This is a genomic window from Lacimicrobium sp. SS2-24, from assembly GCF_002201535.1.
Classification (GTDB): domain Bacteria; phylum Pseudomonadota; class Gammaproteobacteria; order Enterobacterales; family Alteromonadaceae; genus Lacimicrobium.
This window is the reverse complement of record NZ_NIWW01000003.1, coordinates 67,203-84,550: the sequence shown is the minus strand read 5'-3', so window position 1 is coordinate 84,550 and position 17,348 is coordinate 67,203. Positions and strand designations below refer to the sequence as shown.

Sequence of the window (17,348 nt, the reverse complement as noted above, 5' to 3'; positions counted from 1 at the left end):
GGGGATGAAAAATACCGACATTGCCGCATGTCGTTGGCGGCAATCCAGGTCCCTCTCACTCCTCTCACCTCACTCATCAATAATGAATGACACTGCGAATTGACTTACCTTCATGCATCAGGTCAAAGGCCTTGTTGATGTCCTCAAGCCCCATGGTGTGAGTAATGAAGGTATCCAGCTCAAATTCACCGTTCATGTAACGCTGCACATAGTCAGGCAACTGACTGCGGCCTTTGACACCACCGAAGGCTGTGCCACGCCATACCCGTCCCGTCACCAGCTGGAAGGGGCGGGTAGAGATTTCCTGGCCAGCACCGGCCACACCGATGATGACCGATTCGCCCCAGCCTTTGTGGCAACACTCGAGCGCTGAGCGCATCACATTGACATTACCAATACATTCAAAGGAAAAGTCCACGCCACCTTCGGTCATCTCAACGATGACCTCCTGAATGGATTTATCAAAATCCTTGGGATTAACCGTATCTGTGGCGCCCAACTGGCGGGCGATGTCGAATTTGTCTTCATTAATATCGATGGCGATAATGCGACCGGCTCCTGCCATACGTGCACCAATCACCACAGATAAGCCAATTCCGCCGAGCCCGAACACCGCAACGGTATCGCCTTTTTGTACTTTGGCCGCGTTGGTTACCGCCCCCATGCCTGTGGTGACACCACAACCGAGCAAACAGACTTTTTCAAGCGGGGCATCTTTGGGAATTTTTGCCAGGGCGATTTCCGGCACCACGGTATGTTCGGCAAAGGTGGAGGTGCCCATGTAGTGGTAAATAGGTTGGCCGTCTTTACTGAATCGAGTAGTACCATCGGGCATCAGACCCTGGCCCTGAGTGGTGCGAATGGCCTGACACAGATTGGTTTTACCCGATTTGCAGAATTTACACTCCCCGCATTCGGGTGTGTACAAGGGGATCACATGATCCCCTACCTGAATATCCTTTACGCCGTCGCCTACAGCTTCCACAATGCCGGCGCCTTCATGACCTAATATGGCCGGGAAGATGCCTTCAGGATCATCGCCGCTGAGGGTGTAAGCATCGGTGTGGCAGACGCCGGTGGCAACGATACGTACCAATACTTCCCCTTTTTGCGGGGGCATCAGCTCGACTTCTTCAATGGACAATGGCTTGCCTGCTTCCCAGGCAACGGCTGCGCGGGTCTTGATATTTTGCATAACGGGCTCCGGCGTGATGTTTGAAATTGACTGTTAGTCTAACAACTCACCAGCAATTTGGATCATACTCTGTCCCAAATCTATGCAAGCTGTCTTCTATTCGTAAGTCCTGTGACTACCCTTGCTTTTTTCCATACGCCAGCAGCGTACCCAGCATGGCAAAGGCAACGCCCAGACTGCATCCGCCAAACAAGGTTGTGGCAGTGACCTGACTGTCGATGAGCAGGCCAAATAACCAGGGTGAACTGGCGGTAGACAGGATCATCAATGAGGTGGCGAGTGCACGAATGGCGCCAAGGTGAGTGGTTCCGTAAACTTCGGCCCACAATGCGTTAAATACCGGTCCGGTGACCCCGATAGACAGTCCCAGAATAGCCATGAAAATCGGGGCCAACCAACTGCCATGCGCAAAGGTCAGCAACAACATGGCAACCAGCATGGGCAGCGAAATAAAGGGCACCAGATTCCTTGCCCGGAAACGATCCACTAATATTCCTGACCAGATGGAGCCAGCCCAGTGCAACACCCCGTAAATCAAAAAGCTGGTGGCCAGCAATGCGGTGGTCCAGCCCCGTTGTTCGAGCACATAATTCTGTTGAATAAAAATGGCTGTCACCAGGAAAGGCCCTGCCAGCATCGCCGGTAATACCAGCCAGAAACGCACATCCTTAAGGACATGACGACGGCTGTAATGGGTTCCACCCGACTGATTCATCTGCACGTCTGGCGGCGATAATGCTGCCTTGTTGAGTAAATAGCGGCTAAAGGGAATGTAGAGCAGGGGAATACTCAGACCCAGCCATAGCCAGCTTTGTTGCCAGCCCGCCCCGGCGATCAATGCCACGGCCAGCATAGGTAACAGCGCCTCACCCAAGGGCACACCACAGGCAGATAAGCTGATGGCTTTGCCTCTGTCTTTGTCAAAACTGCGTGCCATGGTGGTCTGACCGATATGCGGGAGTAATCCCTGACCACACAGGCGCAGCAAAAAGAAACCCAGCCACAGCCAAATAACACTATCGGCAAACCACATCACGGTACAGGCGAACATCAGCCCCAACGCGACGGCGCTGCTGAAGGTTTTCAGTGGATACCTGTCGACTTTTCCGCCCAGTGCCATCAGCATGAGACCTGATGTGAGGGTGGCCAGCGCATAGATCAGGCCATAGTCACCGGCACTGATATCCAGCGTCTGTTGGATGCTGGCACCATAAAAACTGATAAAGAAAGACTGCCCCAGATTACCCCAGAATATGGTGAAGAAGCCAAATCCCAGGAGTGGCCAGTGCCGCCGTATAAATTGCCAGTAGGCTGTCATGATTCTCCGTGATGCGATAGCGTATTTGCTGCTCTGATTTTAACCTATCATTTCAGTTTAGCGCTGTTAATTATTTGTAAAGTATAGGGATTTTTGTCTTACCCGGTCATCTTTGTTGAATTTTTACTCAGCCTTGCGTATCATCCCGCGCTCGCTGAAGTCGGCTACAGTAAGACGGTCAGGCCGCTCTGCAACCTCCTATCATGACCCTGCTGCTGACCATGGTGGCATCCTGCCAGCAGATACAGGCTATGCTTTAAGCGGTCAGCATGACCATCCATTTTTTCAAAACATCAGGATTGACTATGTTATTGCACTCTACCAAACAGGACTGGCTGGGCAACATCCGCGGTGACCTGCTTGCCGGTATTGTTGTTGCCCTGGCTCTTATTCCGGAGGCCATCGCCTTTTCCATCATTGCCGGGGTGGACCCCAAAGTGGGCTTGTACGCGTCCTTTTGTATTGCTGTGGTCATTGCGTTTGTGGGAGGGCGTCCGGGCATGATCAGCGCTGCCACCGGTGCCATGGCCTTGCTGATGGTGACATTGGTTAAGGAGCACGGATTGGAGTACCTGCTGGCTGCAACCTTACTGACTGGTGTGCTGCAGATCTTAGCCGGTTATCTGAAGCTCGGTAGTCTGATGTCCTTTGTGTCGCGCTCGGTGGTGACGGGCTTTGTCAACGCGTTGGCAATTCTGATTTTTATGGCGCAGTTGCCTGAACTGACAAACGTAACCTGGCATGTGTATGCGATGACGGCAGCGGGCCTTGGGATTATCTATCTGTTTCCCTATGTTCCCGTAATCGGCAAGGTACTGCCTTCGCCACTGGTCTGTATTGTCAGTATGACCATTGTTGCCGTGGTCATGGGACTGGATATTCGTACTGTCGGTGATATGGGTGAGTTACCGGATACCTTACCGGTATTCCTGTGGCCTGACGTACCACTGAATTTTGAAACCCTGGCGATTATCTTTCCTTATTCTGCTGCGCTTGCCGTAGTGGGCTTACTCGAGTCGCTGATGACCGCCACCATTGTGGACGATCTGACCGATACAGACAGTGATAAAAATCGTGAGTGTAAAGGTCAGGGGATCGCTAATGTCGGTGCGGGCTTACTCGGAGGGATGGCAGGCTGCGCCATGATTGGTCAGTCTATCATTAACGTCAAATCCGGTGGCCGTGGCCGCTTGTCAACGCTGGTTGCGGGAACCTTTCTGCTAATCATGGTGGTATTTATTTCAGACTGGATCAAAGTTATCCCCATGGCCGCGCTGGTGGCGGTAATGATCATGGTCTCGATCGGTACCTTTAGCTGGGATTCCATCCGTAACCTCAAGTCCCATCCTCTTTCGTACAATATTGGTATGCTGGCCACGGTGATTGTGACGGTCGCCACCCATAATCTGGCATATGGTGTGTTGGTGGGTGTGTTGTTTGCGTCAGTGTTTTTTGCCAATAAAGTCAGCCACTTTATGTATGTGAGCTCATCACTGGATGAAGCCACCAGTACCCGCACCTATAAAGTGATCGGTCAGGTGTTTTTTAATTCTGCGGATAAGTTTGCCACCAGTTTTGACTTTAAAGAGGTGGTGGAAAAGGTCATTATTGACCTTGATCGCGCTCATTTCTGGGATGTGTCAGCCGTAGAGGCCCTGGACAAAGTGGTGATCAAGTTCCGTCGCGAAGGCGCTGAGGTTGAGTTGGTGGGGCTGAATGAAGCCAGTGAAACCATTCTTGATCGTTTCGGTGTACACGATAAGCCAGAAGAAATTGAAAAAGTATTGGGAGGGCACTAATGAGCCAGAGTAACAAAGCGCTGGTCCTGGCAGGGATTGACGGTTCACCCATCAGCGCTGCTGTCGCCGACTATGCCGCCTGGATTGCCAAACGGGTGGACGTGCCACTCAAACTATTGCATAACCTGGAGCATCGTGAGCCGCCCGCAGCAGCCGATTTAACCGGTAGTATTGGGCTCGGCAGCCGGGAGCACCTACTCGAAGAACTCACCGAACTGGAAGCCAAGCGCAGTAAAATCCTGCTCGAACAGGGGAAGCATATGCTCGAAGCGGCCAATGACAGAGTCAAAGCCGCCGGCATTGATAACGCGCAGTTGTGTCAGCGCCATGGCAGCCTGACAGAGACATTGGTGGAGATGGAAGAATACATCCGCGTACTGGTGCTGGGGGTGCGTGGTGAAGAACATCAGTCTGATGAGGGATTGGGTTTTCATATCGAAAGTATTCTTCGTGCGCTGCACAAACCCATTCTCATTGTGAATCAGGATTTTGCTGAGCCTCAGCATATTATGCTGGCCTATGACGGCAGCGAAGCGGCGGAAAAAGCACTGAATTATCTGGTCACCAGTCCCTTGTATGAGGGCATGCAATGTCACCTGGTTCATGTCACTAAAGATGATACCAAGGCGGACAAATTACTGGCTGATGCAGAGGCTCGTCTGAATAAGGCGGGTCTGGATGTGGTCACCGCGAAACTGCATGGGGATGCGGAAAAGCAGTTGCTGAATTATCAGCAGGAGCATGACATTCAGATGATCGTCATGGGCTCCTTCGGGCATGGCCGCTTGAGGGAAATGCTGCTGGGCAGCTTTACCCTGAAAATGCTTAATCACTCGAAGATCCCGCTGTTGCTATTGCGCTAGGCTGCGCAAGGATGAGATAGATGTGCCGGGGTTTCCCGGCATTTTTTTGGGCGGGTATGCTCCGGCGTAGATAATGATCAAATAATTAACATTTTAAGTCGAATTGTTGCAAAGTTGGATTATGCTTTGTTCAGGGACCTTCCCCTGAGCAGAGAAAAAATCATGTTAAATCAACTGTCTGTACGTCTTAGACTGGCCATTCTGGCTGCGCTTCCGATTGCTTTTCTAGTTATTGCTGCACTCTTCGCGTTATCGGTTCTCAGTACACTAAATCAGGGAATCGGCAGTCTTTATCATGATCGGGTCGTGCCGTTGCGGCAGATTAAAGTGGTATCGGATAACTATGCGGTAGAAATTGTGGATATTCTGCACAAGTACCGCGCGGGTATTATCGGTGCCGATGATCTGAAACGACGCATGCAACAGGCAGAACAAACCGCTGACCAGGAATGGAGAGCCTACCTGACCACCAAACTGACAAGTGAAGAAGAACGTCTGGTGGATGAGGCTGAGCGTCATCTTAAACCGGTGAAAGGGCAGATCCAGCGCTACCGGCAAATGCTCGCTGCTAACGCCCTGATGAGTATGGAACATCAGCAATTTGTCAGGGAACTGTATGAGGTATTTGACCCTCTGAGCAGCAGTTATCATAAACTCATAAACCTTCAGCAATCTGAAGCCGCCAAATTTCTGCAGCAATCAGAAGAGGAATATCAGTCTACCCGTACCTTTTTCATTGTCATGATTTTGGTGGTATTGGGGTTGATGACCTGGGTCGCTATCTGGATCTATCGCTCTATTCAGGGCCCTCTGTCCAGTTTGCGCAATACCATTATTGATATTGGTGATACAGCTAATCTGACCATGCGCGCCAGGGTCACAGGAAAAGATGAAATTGCTGAGACGGCCAGCGGCTTCAATAAAATGGTGGAGCGTTTGCATACCCTAGTAACAGACGTCGCCCAGGCCTCCACCACGCTCTCGGCGGCAGCAGAACAAATGCACAATATCAGTAGCCAGGTGGCGACGACGGCGACAGAGCAGGAGCATCAGACCACACAGATAGCCACTGCGGTGACTCAGATGAGCGCGGCAATACAGGAAGTGGCGCAAAATGCACTGATCACGTCACAAAAAGCCAACAGCGCCGATGAACAAGCACAACTTGGCCAGAACAAGGTAAAACAAAATATCCAGTCTATTAATGCCTTATCTGAAGTCGTTGATAACAGCAGCGGGGTGATCCAGCAACTGCATAATCAGGCTAACGAGATTAATCAGGTGGTACAGATGATTCAGAATGTGGCCGAGCAAACCAATCTACTGGCGCTCAATGCAGCCATTGAAGCGGCCAGAGCCGGTGACTCGGGTCGTGGCTTTGCGGTGGTCGCTGATGAGGTCAGACAGCTGGCACACAACACGCAAAAAGCCACTGAATCCATCAGCGACATGATCAGCAAGCTTCAGGTGGCGGCTAAAGAAGCGGTAGAAAGTATGGGAACCGCGCAGCAAAGAGCCGAAGATAGTGTCGGCCATGCCTCTGAGTCTTCCGCCGTGCTGGAAGACATCATGAGCGCCATCTCGGAAATTTCCGATATGAATGTGCAGGTCTCTACCGCAACAGAAGAGCAGACCACTGTGGCCAATGAGATCAGTGCCAATATTAATGAATTCAGCAGCAGTATCAGTATGGTGACAGAGAGTTCTCAGCAAAACGCCGAGGCAAGCAGTGAGCTGGCAGAGCTGGCCGAAAAGCTGCACCGCCAGGTCGCGACGTTCAGAGTGTAATATTGCTTTTCTGCCGACCGTCATCCTGGCGGTCGGTGAGATATTCTACAATCACGATATCCAGCCACGTGCCGTCAATCTTGCGATGCTTCTCATGCATCCCTACAAATCATGAAAGCCGATTTTCTTATACAGGGCCTGACCGGCCTGATGAGAAGTGAATATCAGTGAGATGAGTTTATGAAAACAGGTTACTGTTGTTGTGTTAATCATCAGGGGCAGTGAGACTATTTTTTGCTACGCCTGAGGCACAGTGTTAGGCTCTGCTTCAGGTAACCAACAAGATATGCTGATGTTACACAAAGGGTTTGCGCTTCTGCTGGTGTGTTTAATGGGCTTACAGTCGGTGGCACTGCTGCCTGACAGTCAGTCTCATGAGCACGTTAGTGACCAGATCCATCAGTGGTTGCATCATCTCGGGCAGTCTCACACACATGAAACGTCAGAGACGGAAAGTGTTTCCATCAGTTACTCTGATGAAGCTTACGAGCACAGTAATCCGCAGCATGACTCCAGTGTGACCGGCATTTTAATGATGTTGCCGACCTTCTTTGAAGCGCCTTGTGCAAGTGCACGGGTCATGGCCGATAAGGTCTTGTGGGAGTCTCCCTTCCTCCGACATCTTTTTCCTCCACCTCGCGCCTGACTCAGGCATTTTTGCCTTATCCTGATTTTTTTCAGTACGGTTTTATACAAACCGTGCCTGGCTGTGGACACTTTTTGCCACGGCGTCCGATGTTTTTTTAAAATGTTTTTCAGGTTATCAAAGTGGTTCTATCAAAACTTTCTTTAGTCGGGGGGAGCAAGCCTCCGTTCATCATATTGCTAAGTCGCCTTGTGCTAATAGCAAGTGTGTTGCTGATTTTTGCGGTGTCGGTAAGTGCGGCGCCAGGAGCCCATGGGCCCGATGGCCAACATATACAGGCTGAGACAGGCCCTAGTGGCGAAATTCATCCGTCCTTTGAGGCGCTCACCGAAACTTTTGAGGTTGGGGGGCAGTTAAGAAGTGAGCACTTGCTAATCTATTTGCATGACTATGCGACCAATGTTGCTGTTGCCGGGGCGAGTATCGAAGTAGAGAGCCAGGGGCGCGCCTTAATGGCCACCTATGATGCTGACACTCAGGCTTATCGGATTGATGATGAGACACTATTAAAGACATTGCATCAGCCCGGCGAGCACACACTGATCCTGACCATTTTAACTGCGCAGACGGGGGACCTGCTCAGTGCCACCCTGATGACACCACAGCCCCATGCTGCTGATGATGCACAGCATAACCACAATGAGGAGCACGACCATGACTATTCCCGGTTCATCTGGTTAGTGCTGTTGGTTGCCATCACATTCCTGGGTGGTTTTTTGATGGGAAAGCGCAGGGGGAGCCGGCAATGAGATCCTTACTCGCTTTGATTTTTTCGGCATATATGGGGGCGGTTGCTGCAGCACCCGGGGCGCATGGTCCTGATGGTCAGCATATCACTGATGATGGCAGCGCAAAGGTTTCTGCCATGGGCAGACAAGCAGACGGTTCTGTACTCATACCCATGCCGGACCAGGCTAAACTGGGTATTCGCACTCAACTGGTTACTGACTCTGTTGTGAATAAACGTATCAGATTGCCCGCAGTAGTCAGGGCCAATCCGCGATATCACTCACTGGTTCAGCCTGGTACAGACGGACGAGTAAAGGCACCTAAAGCGGGCATCCCATTAAGTGGTACTGAGGTTTCGGCCGGTGAGGTACTTGCCATGATCAGCTATCAGGACAGTGCCTATGAGCTGGCCAGCCAGACCGGCGAACTGCTTAGCCTTCGTAACCAGATAGAGCAAACCCGTCGCGATGTGGCAAGGCTTGAAGAGTTGGGGGAACTGGCCTCCAGACAGACGCTTGAACAGTTACAGACTCAGCTTAGGAGTCTGGTAGACAGAGAAATACAGCTGTCGCAGGGACTGGAAAAACCGCAGCCGCTGACCGCACCGATATCAGGGATACTGATCAATCATCAGGTAAGTAATGGCATGTGGGTGGAGGCAGGAACCACCCTGTTTGAAATTGTTCAGCCACAGCAGCGCATGATCTATGCGTTAAGTGACAATACCCGGCTACCAGAAAGGTTTAAAACAGCAACCCTAGAAGGCTTCCCTGGCAGTCGCCTCGATTTTATTGGCAATTCTCCAAAGCTGACAGCCGGAATGTTACAACTGCATTTTGAATTAGCCACCACCGGTGAAACAACTGCGTCGCCCTTGCCAATAGATCTGCCGGTAACAGTGCTCGCAGAGAGTAGCGAGGAACTGGAAGGCATTGTATTGCCTGCCGAAGCCGTGGTCAGAAATGCGAATAACCTGGATGTGGTATGGATAAAGGTATCAGCACGGCGTTTTATGCCTCAGGTGGTTGAGTATCAGTCTATTGGCGATGCCAAAGTGGTGATAACCCGAGGCCTCGGTATCGATAACCGGGTGGTGGTAGACGGGACGTCTTTACTTAACCAGGTTCGCTAGGAGCGCTTATGTTCAATGCATTGGTCAAAACCAGTCTGAAGAACCGCATATTAGTCCTGGTGGTTGCCATGGTCGTCGTATTGTACGGATTCTGGCAGGGACGTTCTTTATCGGTAGATGTGTTTCCCGATCTGAACAAACCCGTGATCACCATACTGACTGAGGCAGGAGGCATGGCCCCCGAAGAGGTAGAGCAGCTGGTTACCTATCCTCTGGAGAACATGCTAAACGGTGTCAGCGGTGTCACCCGTATTCGCTCAACCTCTGGTGTTGGACTATCGATCATCTATGTTGAGTTTGCCTGGGATACAGATATTTACCGCAATCGCCAACTGGTCTCCGAGCGCCTCGGTCTGGCAGCAGAGCAATTGCCGGGGGACTTGTCTCCGGTTATGGGGCCAGTGTCATCGATTATGGGTGAAATTATGCTTATCGCTCTGCCCCTTGCCGATGAGGCCTCCGGTGATCCTATGCAGGCCAGGGAATATGCCGACTTCGTATTGCGCCCCAGACTACTATCGATCCCCGGCGTCTCACAGGTTATTCCGATTGGCGGAGAAGTCAGACAATACCGTGTGGCTCCCAATAGTGTCAGGATGCGGGCATTGGGCATTACCTTGCCCCAGATCAGAGAGGCCCTGCGCGATTTTGCCGGTAACAGAGGCGGCGGATTTATTGATTTGAATCAGCGCGAATACCTGATTCGTCATCAGGGCAGAACCCTGGATCTTAATGATCTCAGACAGCTGGCCATTGACTGGCGCGATGGCTTTGCAATTCGACTGGAGCAGGTAGCAGGGGTGAGCTATTCGGCCGCAGAAAAGCGCGGCGATGGCGGTTTTAATGGCCAGCCGGCGGTCGTTATCAATGTCCAGAAGCAACCCGGCACGGATACGGTAGCCCTGACAGAGGACATCGAATCTGCCCTTGCCGAACTCGAAGGGGGACTGCCGCCAGGCATAGCGCAACCACAAGTACTTTTTCGCCAGGCGGACTTTATTACCGCATCGGTGAATAACGTGACTCAGGCCCTTCGGGATGGTGCGATTCTGGTCGTGATTGTGCTATTTGCCTTCCTCTTGTCTGGCAGAACAACACTCATCTCACTGTTAGCCATTCCGCTCTCGCTGACGATGACGGTACTGATCTTCAAATGGTTGGGGCAGTCGATTAATGTGATGACCTTGGGGGGACTGGCCATTGCCATTGGCGAACTGGTTGACGATTCCGTTGTGGATGTGGAAAACATTTTGCGCCGACTCAAGCAAAATGCAAAAGCCGCCAAGCCCCGCTCAGTTTTTGACGTGGTCTGGCATGCCAGTGTGGAGGTGCGTTCGGGGATCGTTTATGCCACCACCATTGTGGTGCTGGTGTTTTTACCTCTGTTTGCGTTACCGGGAATTGAAGGGCGCCTGTTCACGCCTCTGGGTGTGGCTTACATTGTGGCAATTCTGGCCTCACTGGTCGTCTCGATGACAGTGACACCGGTACTCTGTTACTACCTTTTGCCCGGTATGAAAACGCTGCATAAGGGTGACAGCAAAGCGGTGAGCCTGTTGAAAAAGTGGCAGGCAGCATGGCTGCAATGGGCGCTGCCCAGAGCCCGGCCACTGCTTGGCAGTGCCGCAATCATCGCATTGATAAGTGCTTCTTCGGTGGCGTTTTTCCCCAAAGCCTTCCTGCCTTCTTTCAATGAGGGTTCACTGGTATTAGGCGTGCTGTACAAGCCGGGCACGTCCCTTGAGGAATCAAACCGGATGGGACAGTTGGCAGAGTCTTTGTTGTTAAGTGTACCCGAAGTCACTGGCGTGGGGCGACGAACGGGTCGCGCGGAACTGGATGAGCATGCGCAGGGCGTGCATGCATCCGAGATTGATGTAGACCTGGAGGAGTCAGAGCGCTCCCGAGAAACCATCATGCAAGAGATCCGTGAAAAGCTCAGTGTGTTGCCAGCACAGGTGACCATTGGCCAACCGATTTCACATCGGCTGGATCATCTTCTATCCGGTGTGCGTGCGCAGCTCGTGATTAAGATCTTTGGTGAGAATTTGGATGCGCTGCGCGCCAGTGCACAGGAGCTAAGAGACAGGATCGCGGGCATTCCTGGCCTGGTTGATATTAACGTCGAGCAGCAGGTTCTGATTCCACAGATAAGTGTGCGCTTGCGCCACAATCAGCTCAGTCAATACGGACTGACACCGGGAGAAGCATTAAGGCGACTGTCGATGCTGACAGAGGGGGAGCATATCGAAGATGTGATCGACGGAATTAAACGTCACGCACTGGTATTGCGTTTAAATGATGCCAATCGCACCCCCGAGGCCCTGGCATCAACCTTAATTGACTCTCCTGCCGGAGCCATTCCGGTTTCTGCCATCGCTGATATTGAGCTGACTGATGGGCCCAATCAAATTCTGCGTGAAAACGGGCGTCGTCGACTGGTGTTATTTGCCAACAGTGAAAACGTCGATGTTGAGCAGTTATTGGAGCAGGTCAGGCAGCAAGTGAATGAGGTGCAGTTGCCGGCTGAGAGCTTTATCAGCATCGAAGGACAGTTTCTTGCTCAGGAGCAGGCGATGCGGTTGCTCGTCATCCTGTCACTGATTTCCTTTCTAATGATCTATCTGGTGTTGTATCTGCGCTACCAATCTGTTGTTTTTGCCAGCATTATCATGTGCAGCCTGCCCATGGCTTTGGTGGGGGCTGTGGCCGCAATGTGGCTGACCGGAACGCCCTTATCGGTGGCATCGGTGGTAGGCTTCATCACTTTGACGGGAATAGCGTCGAGAAATGGCATACTCAAGATCAGTCATTATCTGAACCTGATTCGCTTTGAAGGCGAGCAATTCAACACACATCTGATTGTGCGCGGTGCTCAGGAGCGTCTTTCTCCTGTGATGATGACATCGATGGTCACGGCTTTTGCACTGATTCCTATTCTGGCCGCAGCAGATGAGCCCGGGAAGGAAATTTTGCACCCGGTGGCTATTGTCATTTTTGCCGGTCTGCTGAGTTCAACTTTACTGGATATTATGCTGACCCCACTATTGTATCGATTGTTCGGGGAACGCCCGACCCGCAACTGGCAAAGGCGTAAGGAACAAGACATGGTTTAGGGCCAATGGCAACGCCCTGTACAAGTGTGCCCACATAGACTGGAGAAAAAATGAAGAATTTGTCGTTAGTTTCAGGCTTATTATGCGCTGCGTCGTTACTGTTAATCCCTCCGGCGCTGGGCCATGGTAGCCCTGAGCCTCAACATGGTGGCGTGGTTCAGCTCGAGCACGAGCTGGTATTTGAGCTGGTCAGAGAGAAACAGGCTGTGGCCCTCTACATCAGCGATCATGGTGAGCCATATCAGACTAAAGTGATGAGCGGAACCATTATGGTTCTGGATAAAGGCAGCAAAGCGGATGCGGTGTTACACCCCGCCGGCGAGAATAAGATGTGCGCCGATATTAACATTCCCGATGGTGCCAAGGTGCTGGTGAAGGTGAAGTCTGGTGATCACCATCCGGTTACCGTCCGATATACTTTTTAAGCGTTCACCACCCGCCTGAAGCGGTAAGTCGCAAAGTACTCTCAGGCGGGGGAAAAGCGCGCAGATGGTTAACTGGAAAGGGGTTATGAGTTGATGCCCGTAAGGTACTCAACAATCACCACATCCAGCCACTTGCCATCAATCTGACCGTGTTTCTCGTATATGCCCACTTCACGAAAACCGAGTTTTTTGCACAGCGCACGACTGGCGTGATTAAAGGTAAAGATACGCGAAACCACTTTATGAAAACCCCAGATGGTTGCAGTTGATAGCAACTCGCTTAGCAGCTGAGTTCCTGTTCCCTTGCCTTGGGCGGTGTCGTCTAAATAAATGGAAAACTCTGCTATGCCCGCATAGCATGGGCGGGGCCGGTACTCAAACAAGCGGGCAAAACCGAGCACCTGAGCGTTGTGTTCTGCCACCAGCAAGGGATAGAGGTTATCAACCTTGAGCCAGGCTGAAATCTCTTTATTTTTTCTGGGGCGCGTTTCAAAGGTGCCGGTGCCTGAGGCGATACCGGCGTTGTAGATGTCGCGAATCGCCGGGATATCCGACTTTTTTGCGTAGCGAATCTGCACAATAAAACCTTATCTGACTATGCAAACCAGTGACGGGTGCGGTTGGCGAACCACACCAGCGAGAGCATAACCGGCACTTCCACCAATACGCCCACCACCGTGGCCAAAGCGGCACCGGAATGTAAGCCAAACAGGGAAATGGCAACGGCCACGGCCAGTTCAAAAAAGTTAGACGTGCCAATCATGCAAGCGGGCGCGGCCACATTATGAGGGAGTTTTAACTTTTTCGCCGCGAAATAGGCAATGGCAAAAATACCATAGGTCTGAACAAGCAGTGGGATGGCAATCAGCACAATAATCAAAGGTTTGCTGATAATGGTTTCGGCCTGAAAGCCGAACAGTAAAACCACTGTAGCGAGCAGACCAATAATGGACCAGGGTTTCAAACGGTTAACGAAACGATCAATACGACTGTGATCCTCACCACGGTCCAGTTTTTTGCGGGTGATGGCACCCGCCACCAACGGCAAGACCACATACAGCACCACGGACAGCAGCAAGGTCTCCCAGGGCACCTGAATGTCGCTGATCCCCAGCAAGAAGGCACTGATTGGGGCAAAGGCAAAGATCATAATGACATCATTGACGGAGACCTGTACCAGGGTGTAATTGGCATCGCCTTTGGTGAGTTGGCTCCAGATAAAGACCATGGCAGTACAGGGGGCAACGCCCAACAGGATCATGCCGGCGATATATTCAGAGGCTGACTGGGGATCGACAAAGTCAGCAAACAGGCCTTTAAAGAACAACCAGCCCAACAGCGCCATGGTAAAAGGTTTAATCAGCCAGTTGATGATCAGTGTGAGCACCAGCCCCTTGGGCTTTTTGCCGACGTCTTTAATGGCACTGAAATCCACCTGAATCATAATGGGGTAGATCATCAGCCAGATAAGCACCGCCACCACCAGATTGACATGGGCATATTCCAGCGCGGCAATCTGCGCAAAGACACCAGGGATCAGGTTTCCCAAAACCACACCGGCGGCAATACACAGAGCCACCCACAGCGAAAGATAGCGTTCAAATAGTCCCATTTTCGTTTTACCTTGTTGATCGTTTTAAGTTTTCAGCTATCTGTTTCAGCAGCTTAGCCAAATCCGTAGGGGAATCATTATAAATTCTGACTAACATCACGGAATGAGAGGACGAGAAAGATGTAGCTCTCTTCACCCCTAACACCTACCCCCTTACTCATCACGACGAGCGCTGGTTAACCCGCTGCATCAGTTGTTCGGCACTTTCCACCCGCTCAGAATAGCGGTCAGTCAGATACCCTGCATTATCACGGGTTAATAGGGTGAACTTCATCAGTTCTTCCATGACATCGACGATACGATTGTAATAGCCCGAGGGTTTCATGCGCCCGTCCTCTTCAAATTCCAGAAAGGCTTTCGCTACCGAAGACTGGTTTGGGATGGTGATCATGCGCATCCAGCGGCCAAGAACGCGAAGCTGGTTCACGGCATTGAAAGATTGAGATCCACCGCATACCTGCATAACTGCCAGGGTTTTGCCCTGAGTCGGTCGCACTGCACCGGCTGAGAGTGGGATCCAGTCAATCTGTGCTTTCATGATACCTGTCATCGAACCATGACGTTCAGGAGAGCACCAGACCTGGCCCTCTGACCAGATAGCCAGTTCCCGTAGCTCCTGAACTTTAGGGTGGGTATCGGGTTCATCATCGGGCAGAGGCAGACCGGATGGATCAAAGATACGGGTTTCGGCGCCCATTACATCCAGCAGGCGAGCGCATTCTTCGATCACCAGTCGGCTGTATGAGCGCTCTCGCAGTGACCCGTATAGCAACAGTATTTTGGGTTTGTGGGTCGACACGCTCGCGGTCATGTCCTGCGGCGCAGGGCGTCTGAATTGCTCCTCAACAATATTGGGCAGACTGGTATCCAGTATCGTCATTAACGGGCTCCTAATTGTTGCAGTGCAGCTTGCAGCTGAAGTGAATTCATATGTTCAAGATCGAGACTGAGCATCTGCTCAACACGCTGCGCAATCTCCTTGATGGTGTGTCTGAAGGCTTCGGCTTTTTCCTGTTCCGAGCCATTCAGTTTGGACGGGTCGGCCAGCCCCCAGTGCATTTTCAGTGTATTGCCAAACCATAGCGGGCAGGTTTCCCCGGCTGCTGAGTCACACACTGTTACCACCAGGTCCGGGGCAAAGTCTTCAAAATCATTCCAGGACTGAGATTGCAGTCCCTCGACGCTAATGCCCTGTTCCTGCAAATAATGCAGTGAAAGAGGGTGCACCTCGCCACAGGGCTGACTGCCGGCACTTTTTGCCTGAATACGGCCCTTACTGAGGTGGTTGGTTATCGCTTCAGATAAAATGCTACGGCATCGGTTATGGGTGCATATATACAGCACTTTAAGGGCGCTCATGATGATTCCTCCGAAGCAGGTTGTGAGCACAGGGACTGTGGCTTGTCGTGCATCCGTTGCAGGTTTTGATAAAGGGGTGCTAACAGGTCTGGGTTCCTGGCGGCGGTCAGCGCAAGCAGCTCTCTTGCCCAGTCGGCCAGTGTGTCATTGAGACGATAATAGACCCACTTGCCCCGGCGTTCATCGGCCAGCAGCGCGCATTTGCGCAACTCAGCCAGGTGACGGGACACTTTGGGCTGACTCAGTTCCAGCACACAGGTCAATTCACACACACACAGCTCGCCATGCTCTGAGAGCAGTAACAATATTTTCAGCCGGGTGTCTTCGGCCAGACATTTAAACAACTGCAGTGGACTCATAAAATGACCCGATTAGTTACATGCGAAATATCATATATATGAAAAAGCATATGTCAAAGTAAATCGAGTCCCCCCCCCGACTGTCTGCGTCTGACAACAGGTTAACTATATGATTTTAAATACGTTTTAAATATGGTCGGCGAGAGTGTCGGGGTGGGGCGACAGGAAAGTCCTGGTGGCATGGTTAAAATCCGGATAAACAAAAGTAAAGCATTGAAAATAAAGGGAATAATAATTTTGGCATTGTTATTGATAACGTCGCAGGGAAGCGCAGACACAAGGTTGTTTGTGTGCAACTCACGTCATTAAGGAGAACATGATGAAAGCCATAACCCTGATTACCCTGTTATTTCCTGCCGCTCTGGCGCTGGCTGATGGGAACAAGATATTTGACGCCTTAGATAAGGACGGCAATGGTGCACTGAGCCCCGCGGAAGTAGCGACTGAAACCGCCTTGTCCGCTGCCTTTGAAAAATATGACAGCAATGGCGATGGCCAGCTTTCCAGAACCGAGTTTGCCGCCTATCTGAATCAATAATGTCAGTATTGGAGCTTCGCTGTGACTCAGTGTCTGCCCCGCAAAGCAGAGCCACGTTGCAGAGTATTCGTATTGAACGGCGGCAGCTGAGCGAACTGCTATTGCACTTTCCGCCGTACTCGAGTCGCATCACCTTCCGCGAACTGCGCAAGCTGATGCAGCAAGCCAAGCTGATCAAGCGTCCGCAGACCTTGCGGGTTCTGCTTTACAGCCAGGCAGGTAAGCTGGCCAGAGAGTCTGATGAACTGCTGGAAGAAAGAGCGCATGCGGTCAAGGGTCAGTTGGTGGCCCTGGGCGTTCGTCCATCGGTGATTCAGTTGGTCAGTGATCGCAGTGAGCCGCCGACACCCACTGACTGTCGCATCGCGCATGTGACCACGGTGGTGTTGATGCAGGATGCAAAGGCCTCAGGCTAAGTGAAAAAAAACAGGCTGACCAGTGGTCAGCCTGTTTTTTATTGAGTGATTTA

17 protein-coding genes are annotated in these 17,348 nt (G+C 51.6%); 10 read left to right on the top strand and 7 right to left on the bottom strand.

Going from position 1 to position 17,348, the window contains the following annotated elements:
* Window positions 1–76: 76 nt before the first annotated feature.
* Window positions 77–1,195, bottom strand: coding sequence for an S-(hydroxymethyl)glutathione dehydrogenase/class III alcohol dehydrogenase (locus tag CCY32_RS06435; protein WP_088329787.1), 1,119 nt, complete (start codon window positions 1,193–1,195; stop codon window positions 77–79).
* Between the two features lie 115 nt (window positions 1,196–1,310).
* Complete coding sequence (locus CCY32_RS06430) at window positions 1,311–2,513, bottom strand: MFS transporter (RefSeq protein ID WP_088329786.1); 1,203 nt, start codon at window positions 2,511–2,513, stop codon at window positions 1,311–1,313.
* A 305-nt stretch (window positions 2,514–2,818) separates the two neighbouring features.
* Between CCY32_RS06430 and CCY32_RS06425 the strand changes: the two genes are divergently transcribed.
* The 8 genes from CCY32_RS06425 to CCY32_RS06390 all read left to right on the top strand — a co-directional run bounded on the left by CCY32_RS06425 (window position 2,819) and on the right by CCY32_RS06390 (window position 13,011).
* The gene (locus tag CCY32_RS06425; RefSeq protein ID WP_088329785.1) at window positions 2,819–4,312 is read left to right on the top strand and encodes a SulP family inorganic anion transporter; all 1,494 of its coding nucleotides are present in this window, start codon (window positions 2,819–2,821) and stop codon (window positions 4,310–4,312) included.
* Window positions 4,312–5,175, top strand: coding sequence for a universal stress protein (locus CCY32_RS06420; RefSeq protein WP_088329784.1), 864 nt, complete (start codon window positions 4,312–4,314; stop codon window positions 5,173–5,175). Before CCY32_RS06425 ends, CCY32_RS06420 begins: the two co-directional genes overlap by 1 nt.
* A gap of 162 nt (window positions 5,176–5,337) precedes the next feature.
* The gene (locus tag CCY32_RS06415; protein ID WP_088329783.1) at window positions 5,338–6,963 is read left to right on the top strand and encodes a methyl-accepting chemotaxis protein; all 1,626 of its coding nucleotides are present in this window, start codon (window positions 5,338–5,340) and stop codon (window positions 6,961–6,963) included.
* A gap of 286 nt (window positions 6,964–7,249) precedes the next feature.
* The gene (locus CCY32_RS06410; protein ID WP_088329782.1) at window positions 7,250–7,609 is read left to right on the top strand and encodes a hypothetical protein; all 360 of its coding nucleotides are present in this window, start codon (window positions 7,250–7,252) and stop codon (window positions 7,607–7,609) included.
* Between the two features lie 191 nt (window positions 7,610–7,800).
* Window positions 7,801–8,358: a hypothetical protein gene (locus tag CCY32_RS06405; RefSeq protein WP_141096185.1), complete on the top strand. Its 558-nt coding sequence runs from the start codon at window positions 7,801–7,803 to the stop codon at window positions 8,356–8,358.
* Window positions 8,355–9,470, top strand: coding sequence for an efflux RND transporter periplasmic adaptor subunit (locus CCY32_RS06400; RefSeq protein WP_088329780.1), 1,116 nt, complete (start codon window positions 8,355–8,357; stop codon window positions 9,468–9,470). Before CCY32_RS06405 ends, CCY32_RS06400 begins: the two co-directional genes overlap by 4 nt.
* Before the next feature lie 8 nt (window positions 9,471–9,478).
* Window positions 9,479–12,586 carry an efflux RND transporter permease subunit gene (locus CCY32_RS06395; protein ID WP_088329779.1) on the top strand — a complete coding sequence of 1,036 codons (3,108 nt, stop codon included), beginning with the start codon at window positions 9,479–9,481 and terminating at the stop codon, window positions 12,584–12,586.
* A 50-nt stretch (window positions 12,587–12,636) separates the two neighbouring features.
* The gene (locus tag CCY32_RS06390) at window positions 12,637–13,011 is read left to right on the top strand and encodes a hypothetical protein (RefSeq protein WP_088329778.1); all 375 of its coding nucleotides are present in this window, start codon (window positions 12,637–12,639) and stop codon (window positions 13,009–13,011) included.
* Window positions 13,012–13,094: 83 nt separating this feature from the next.
* Here CCY32_RS06390 and CCY32_RS06385 read toward each other — a convergent pair whose 3' ends face one another.
* The 5 genes from CCY32_RS06385 to CCY32_RS06365 all read right to left on the bottom strand — a co-directional run bounded on the left by CCY32_RS06385 (window position 13,095) and on the right by CCY32_RS06365 (window position 16,341).
* Window positions 13,095–13,589 (bottom strand): arsinothricin resistance N-acetyltransferase ArsN1 family A, encoded by a 495-nt coding sequence (locus tag CCY32_RS06385; RefSeq protein WP_088329777.1) that lies wholly within the window; start codon window positions 13,587–13,589, stop codon window positions 13,095–13,097.
* Window positions 13,590–13,606: 17 nt separating this feature from the next.
* On the bottom strand, window positions 13,607–14,623 hold the full coding sequence (gene arsB, locus CCY32_RS06380) for an ACR3 family arsenite efflux transporter (RefSeq protein WP_088329776.1): 1,017 nt from the start codon (window positions 14,621–14,623) through the stop codon (window positions 13,607–13,609).
* Between the two features lie 160 nt (window positions 14,624–14,783).
* The gene (gene arsH, locus CCY32_RS06375; protein ID WP_088329775.1) at window positions 14,784–15,503 is read right to left on the bottom strand and encodes an arsenical resistance protein ArsH; all 720 of its coding nucleotides are present in this window, start codon (window positions 15,501–15,503) and stop codon (window positions 14,784–14,786) included.
* The gene (locus CCY32_RS06370; protein WP_088329774.1) at window positions 15,503–15,982 is read right to left on the bottom strand and encodes an arsenate reductase ArsC; all 480 of its coding nucleotides are present in this window, start codon (window positions 15,980–15,982) and stop codon (window positions 15,503–15,505) included. Before CCY32_RS06370 ends, arsH begins: the two co-directional genes overlap by 1 nt.
* Window positions 15,979–16,341, bottom strand: a complete 363-nt coding sequence (locus CCY32_RS06365; RefSeq protein WP_088329773.1) for a metalloregulator ArsR/SmtB family transcription factor — start codon at window positions 16,339–16,341, stop codon at window positions 15,979–15,981. The genes CCY32_RS06370 and CCY32_RS06365 overlap by 4 nt, the downstream gene beginning before the upstream one ends.
* A 316-nt stretch (window positions 16,342–16,657) precedes the next feature.
* On the opposite strand from CCY32_RS06365, the gene CCY32_RS06360 reads away from it, so the two are divergent.
* Window positions 16,658–16,879 carry an EF-hand domain-containing protein gene (locus tag CCY32_RS06360; RefSeq protein ID WP_088330124.1) on the top strand — a complete coding sequence of 74 codons (222 nt, stop codon included), beginning with the start codon at window positions 16,658–16,660 and terminating at the stop codon, window positions 16,877–16,879.
* Window positions 16,879–17,295 (top strand): hypothetical protein, encoded by a 417-nt coding sequence (locus tag CCY32_RS06355; protein ID WP_088329772.1) that lies wholly within the window; start codon window positions 16,879–16,881, stop codon window positions 17,293–17,295. Before CCY32_RS06360 ends, CCY32_RS06355 begins: the two co-directional genes overlap by 1 nt.
* The last annotated feature ends 53 nt before the right edge of the window (window positions 17,296–17,348 follow it).

Coding starts and splice junctions, on each gene's coding strand:
- arsH (WP_088329775.1), bottom strand. CDS start 15,503: ATGACGATACTGGATACCAGTCTGCCCAATATTGTTGAGGAGCAATTC.
- CCY32_RS06370 (WP_088329774.1), bottom strand. CDS start 15,982: ATGAGCGCCCTTAAAGTGCTGTATATATGCACCCATAACCGATGCCGT.
- CCY32_RS06420 (WP_088329784.1), top strand. CDS start 4,312: ATGAGCCAGAGTAACAAAGCGCTGGTCCTGGCAGGGATTGACGGTTCA.
- CCY32_RS06430 (WP_088329786.1), bottom strand. CDS start 2,513: ATGACAGCCTACTGGCAATTTATACGGCGGCACTGGCCACTCCTGGGA.
- CCY32_RS06395 (WP_088329779.1), top strand. CDS start 9,479: ATGTTCAATGCATTGGTCAAAACCAGTCTGAAGAACCGCATATTAGTC.
- CCY32_RS06400 (WP_088329780.1), top strand. CDS start 8,355: ATGAGATCCTTACTCGCTTTGATTTTTTCGGCATATATGGGGGCGGTT.
- CCY32_RS06355 (WP_088329772.1), top strand. CDS start 16,879: ATGTCAGTATTGGAGCTTCGCTGTGACTCAGTGTCTGCCCCGCAAAGC.
- CCY32_RS06415 (WP_088329783.1), top strand. CDS start 5,338: ATGTTAAATCAACTGTCTGTACGTCTTAGACTGGCCATTCTGGCTGCG.
- arsB (WP_088329776.1), bottom strand. CDS start 14,623: ATGGGACTATTTGAACGCTATCTTTCGCTGTGGGTGGCTCTGTGTATT.
- CCY32_RS06435 (WP_088329787.1), bottom strand. CDS start 1,195: ATGCAAAATATCAAGACCCGCGCAGCCGTTGCCTGGGAAGCAGGCAAG.
- CCY32_RS06425 (WP_088329785.1), top strand. CDS start 2,819: ATGTTATTGCACTCTACCAAACAGGACTGGCTGGGCAACATCCGCGGT.
- CCY32_RS06365 (WP_088329773.1), bottom strand. CDS start 16,341: ATGAGTCCACTGCAGTTGTTTAAATGTCTGGCCGAAGACACCCGGCTG.
- CCY32_RS06390 (WP_088329778.1), top strand. CDS start 12,637: ATGAAGAATTTGTCGTTAGTTTCAGGCTTATTATGCGCTGCGTCGTTA.
- CCY32_RS06360 (WP_088330124.1), top strand. CDS start 16,658: ATGATGAAAGCCATAACCCTGATTACCCTGTTATTTCCTGCCGCTCTG.
- CCY32_RS06410 (WP_088329782.1), top strand. CDS start 7,250: ATGCTGATGTTACACAAAGGGTTTGCGCTTCTGCTGGTGTGTTTAATG.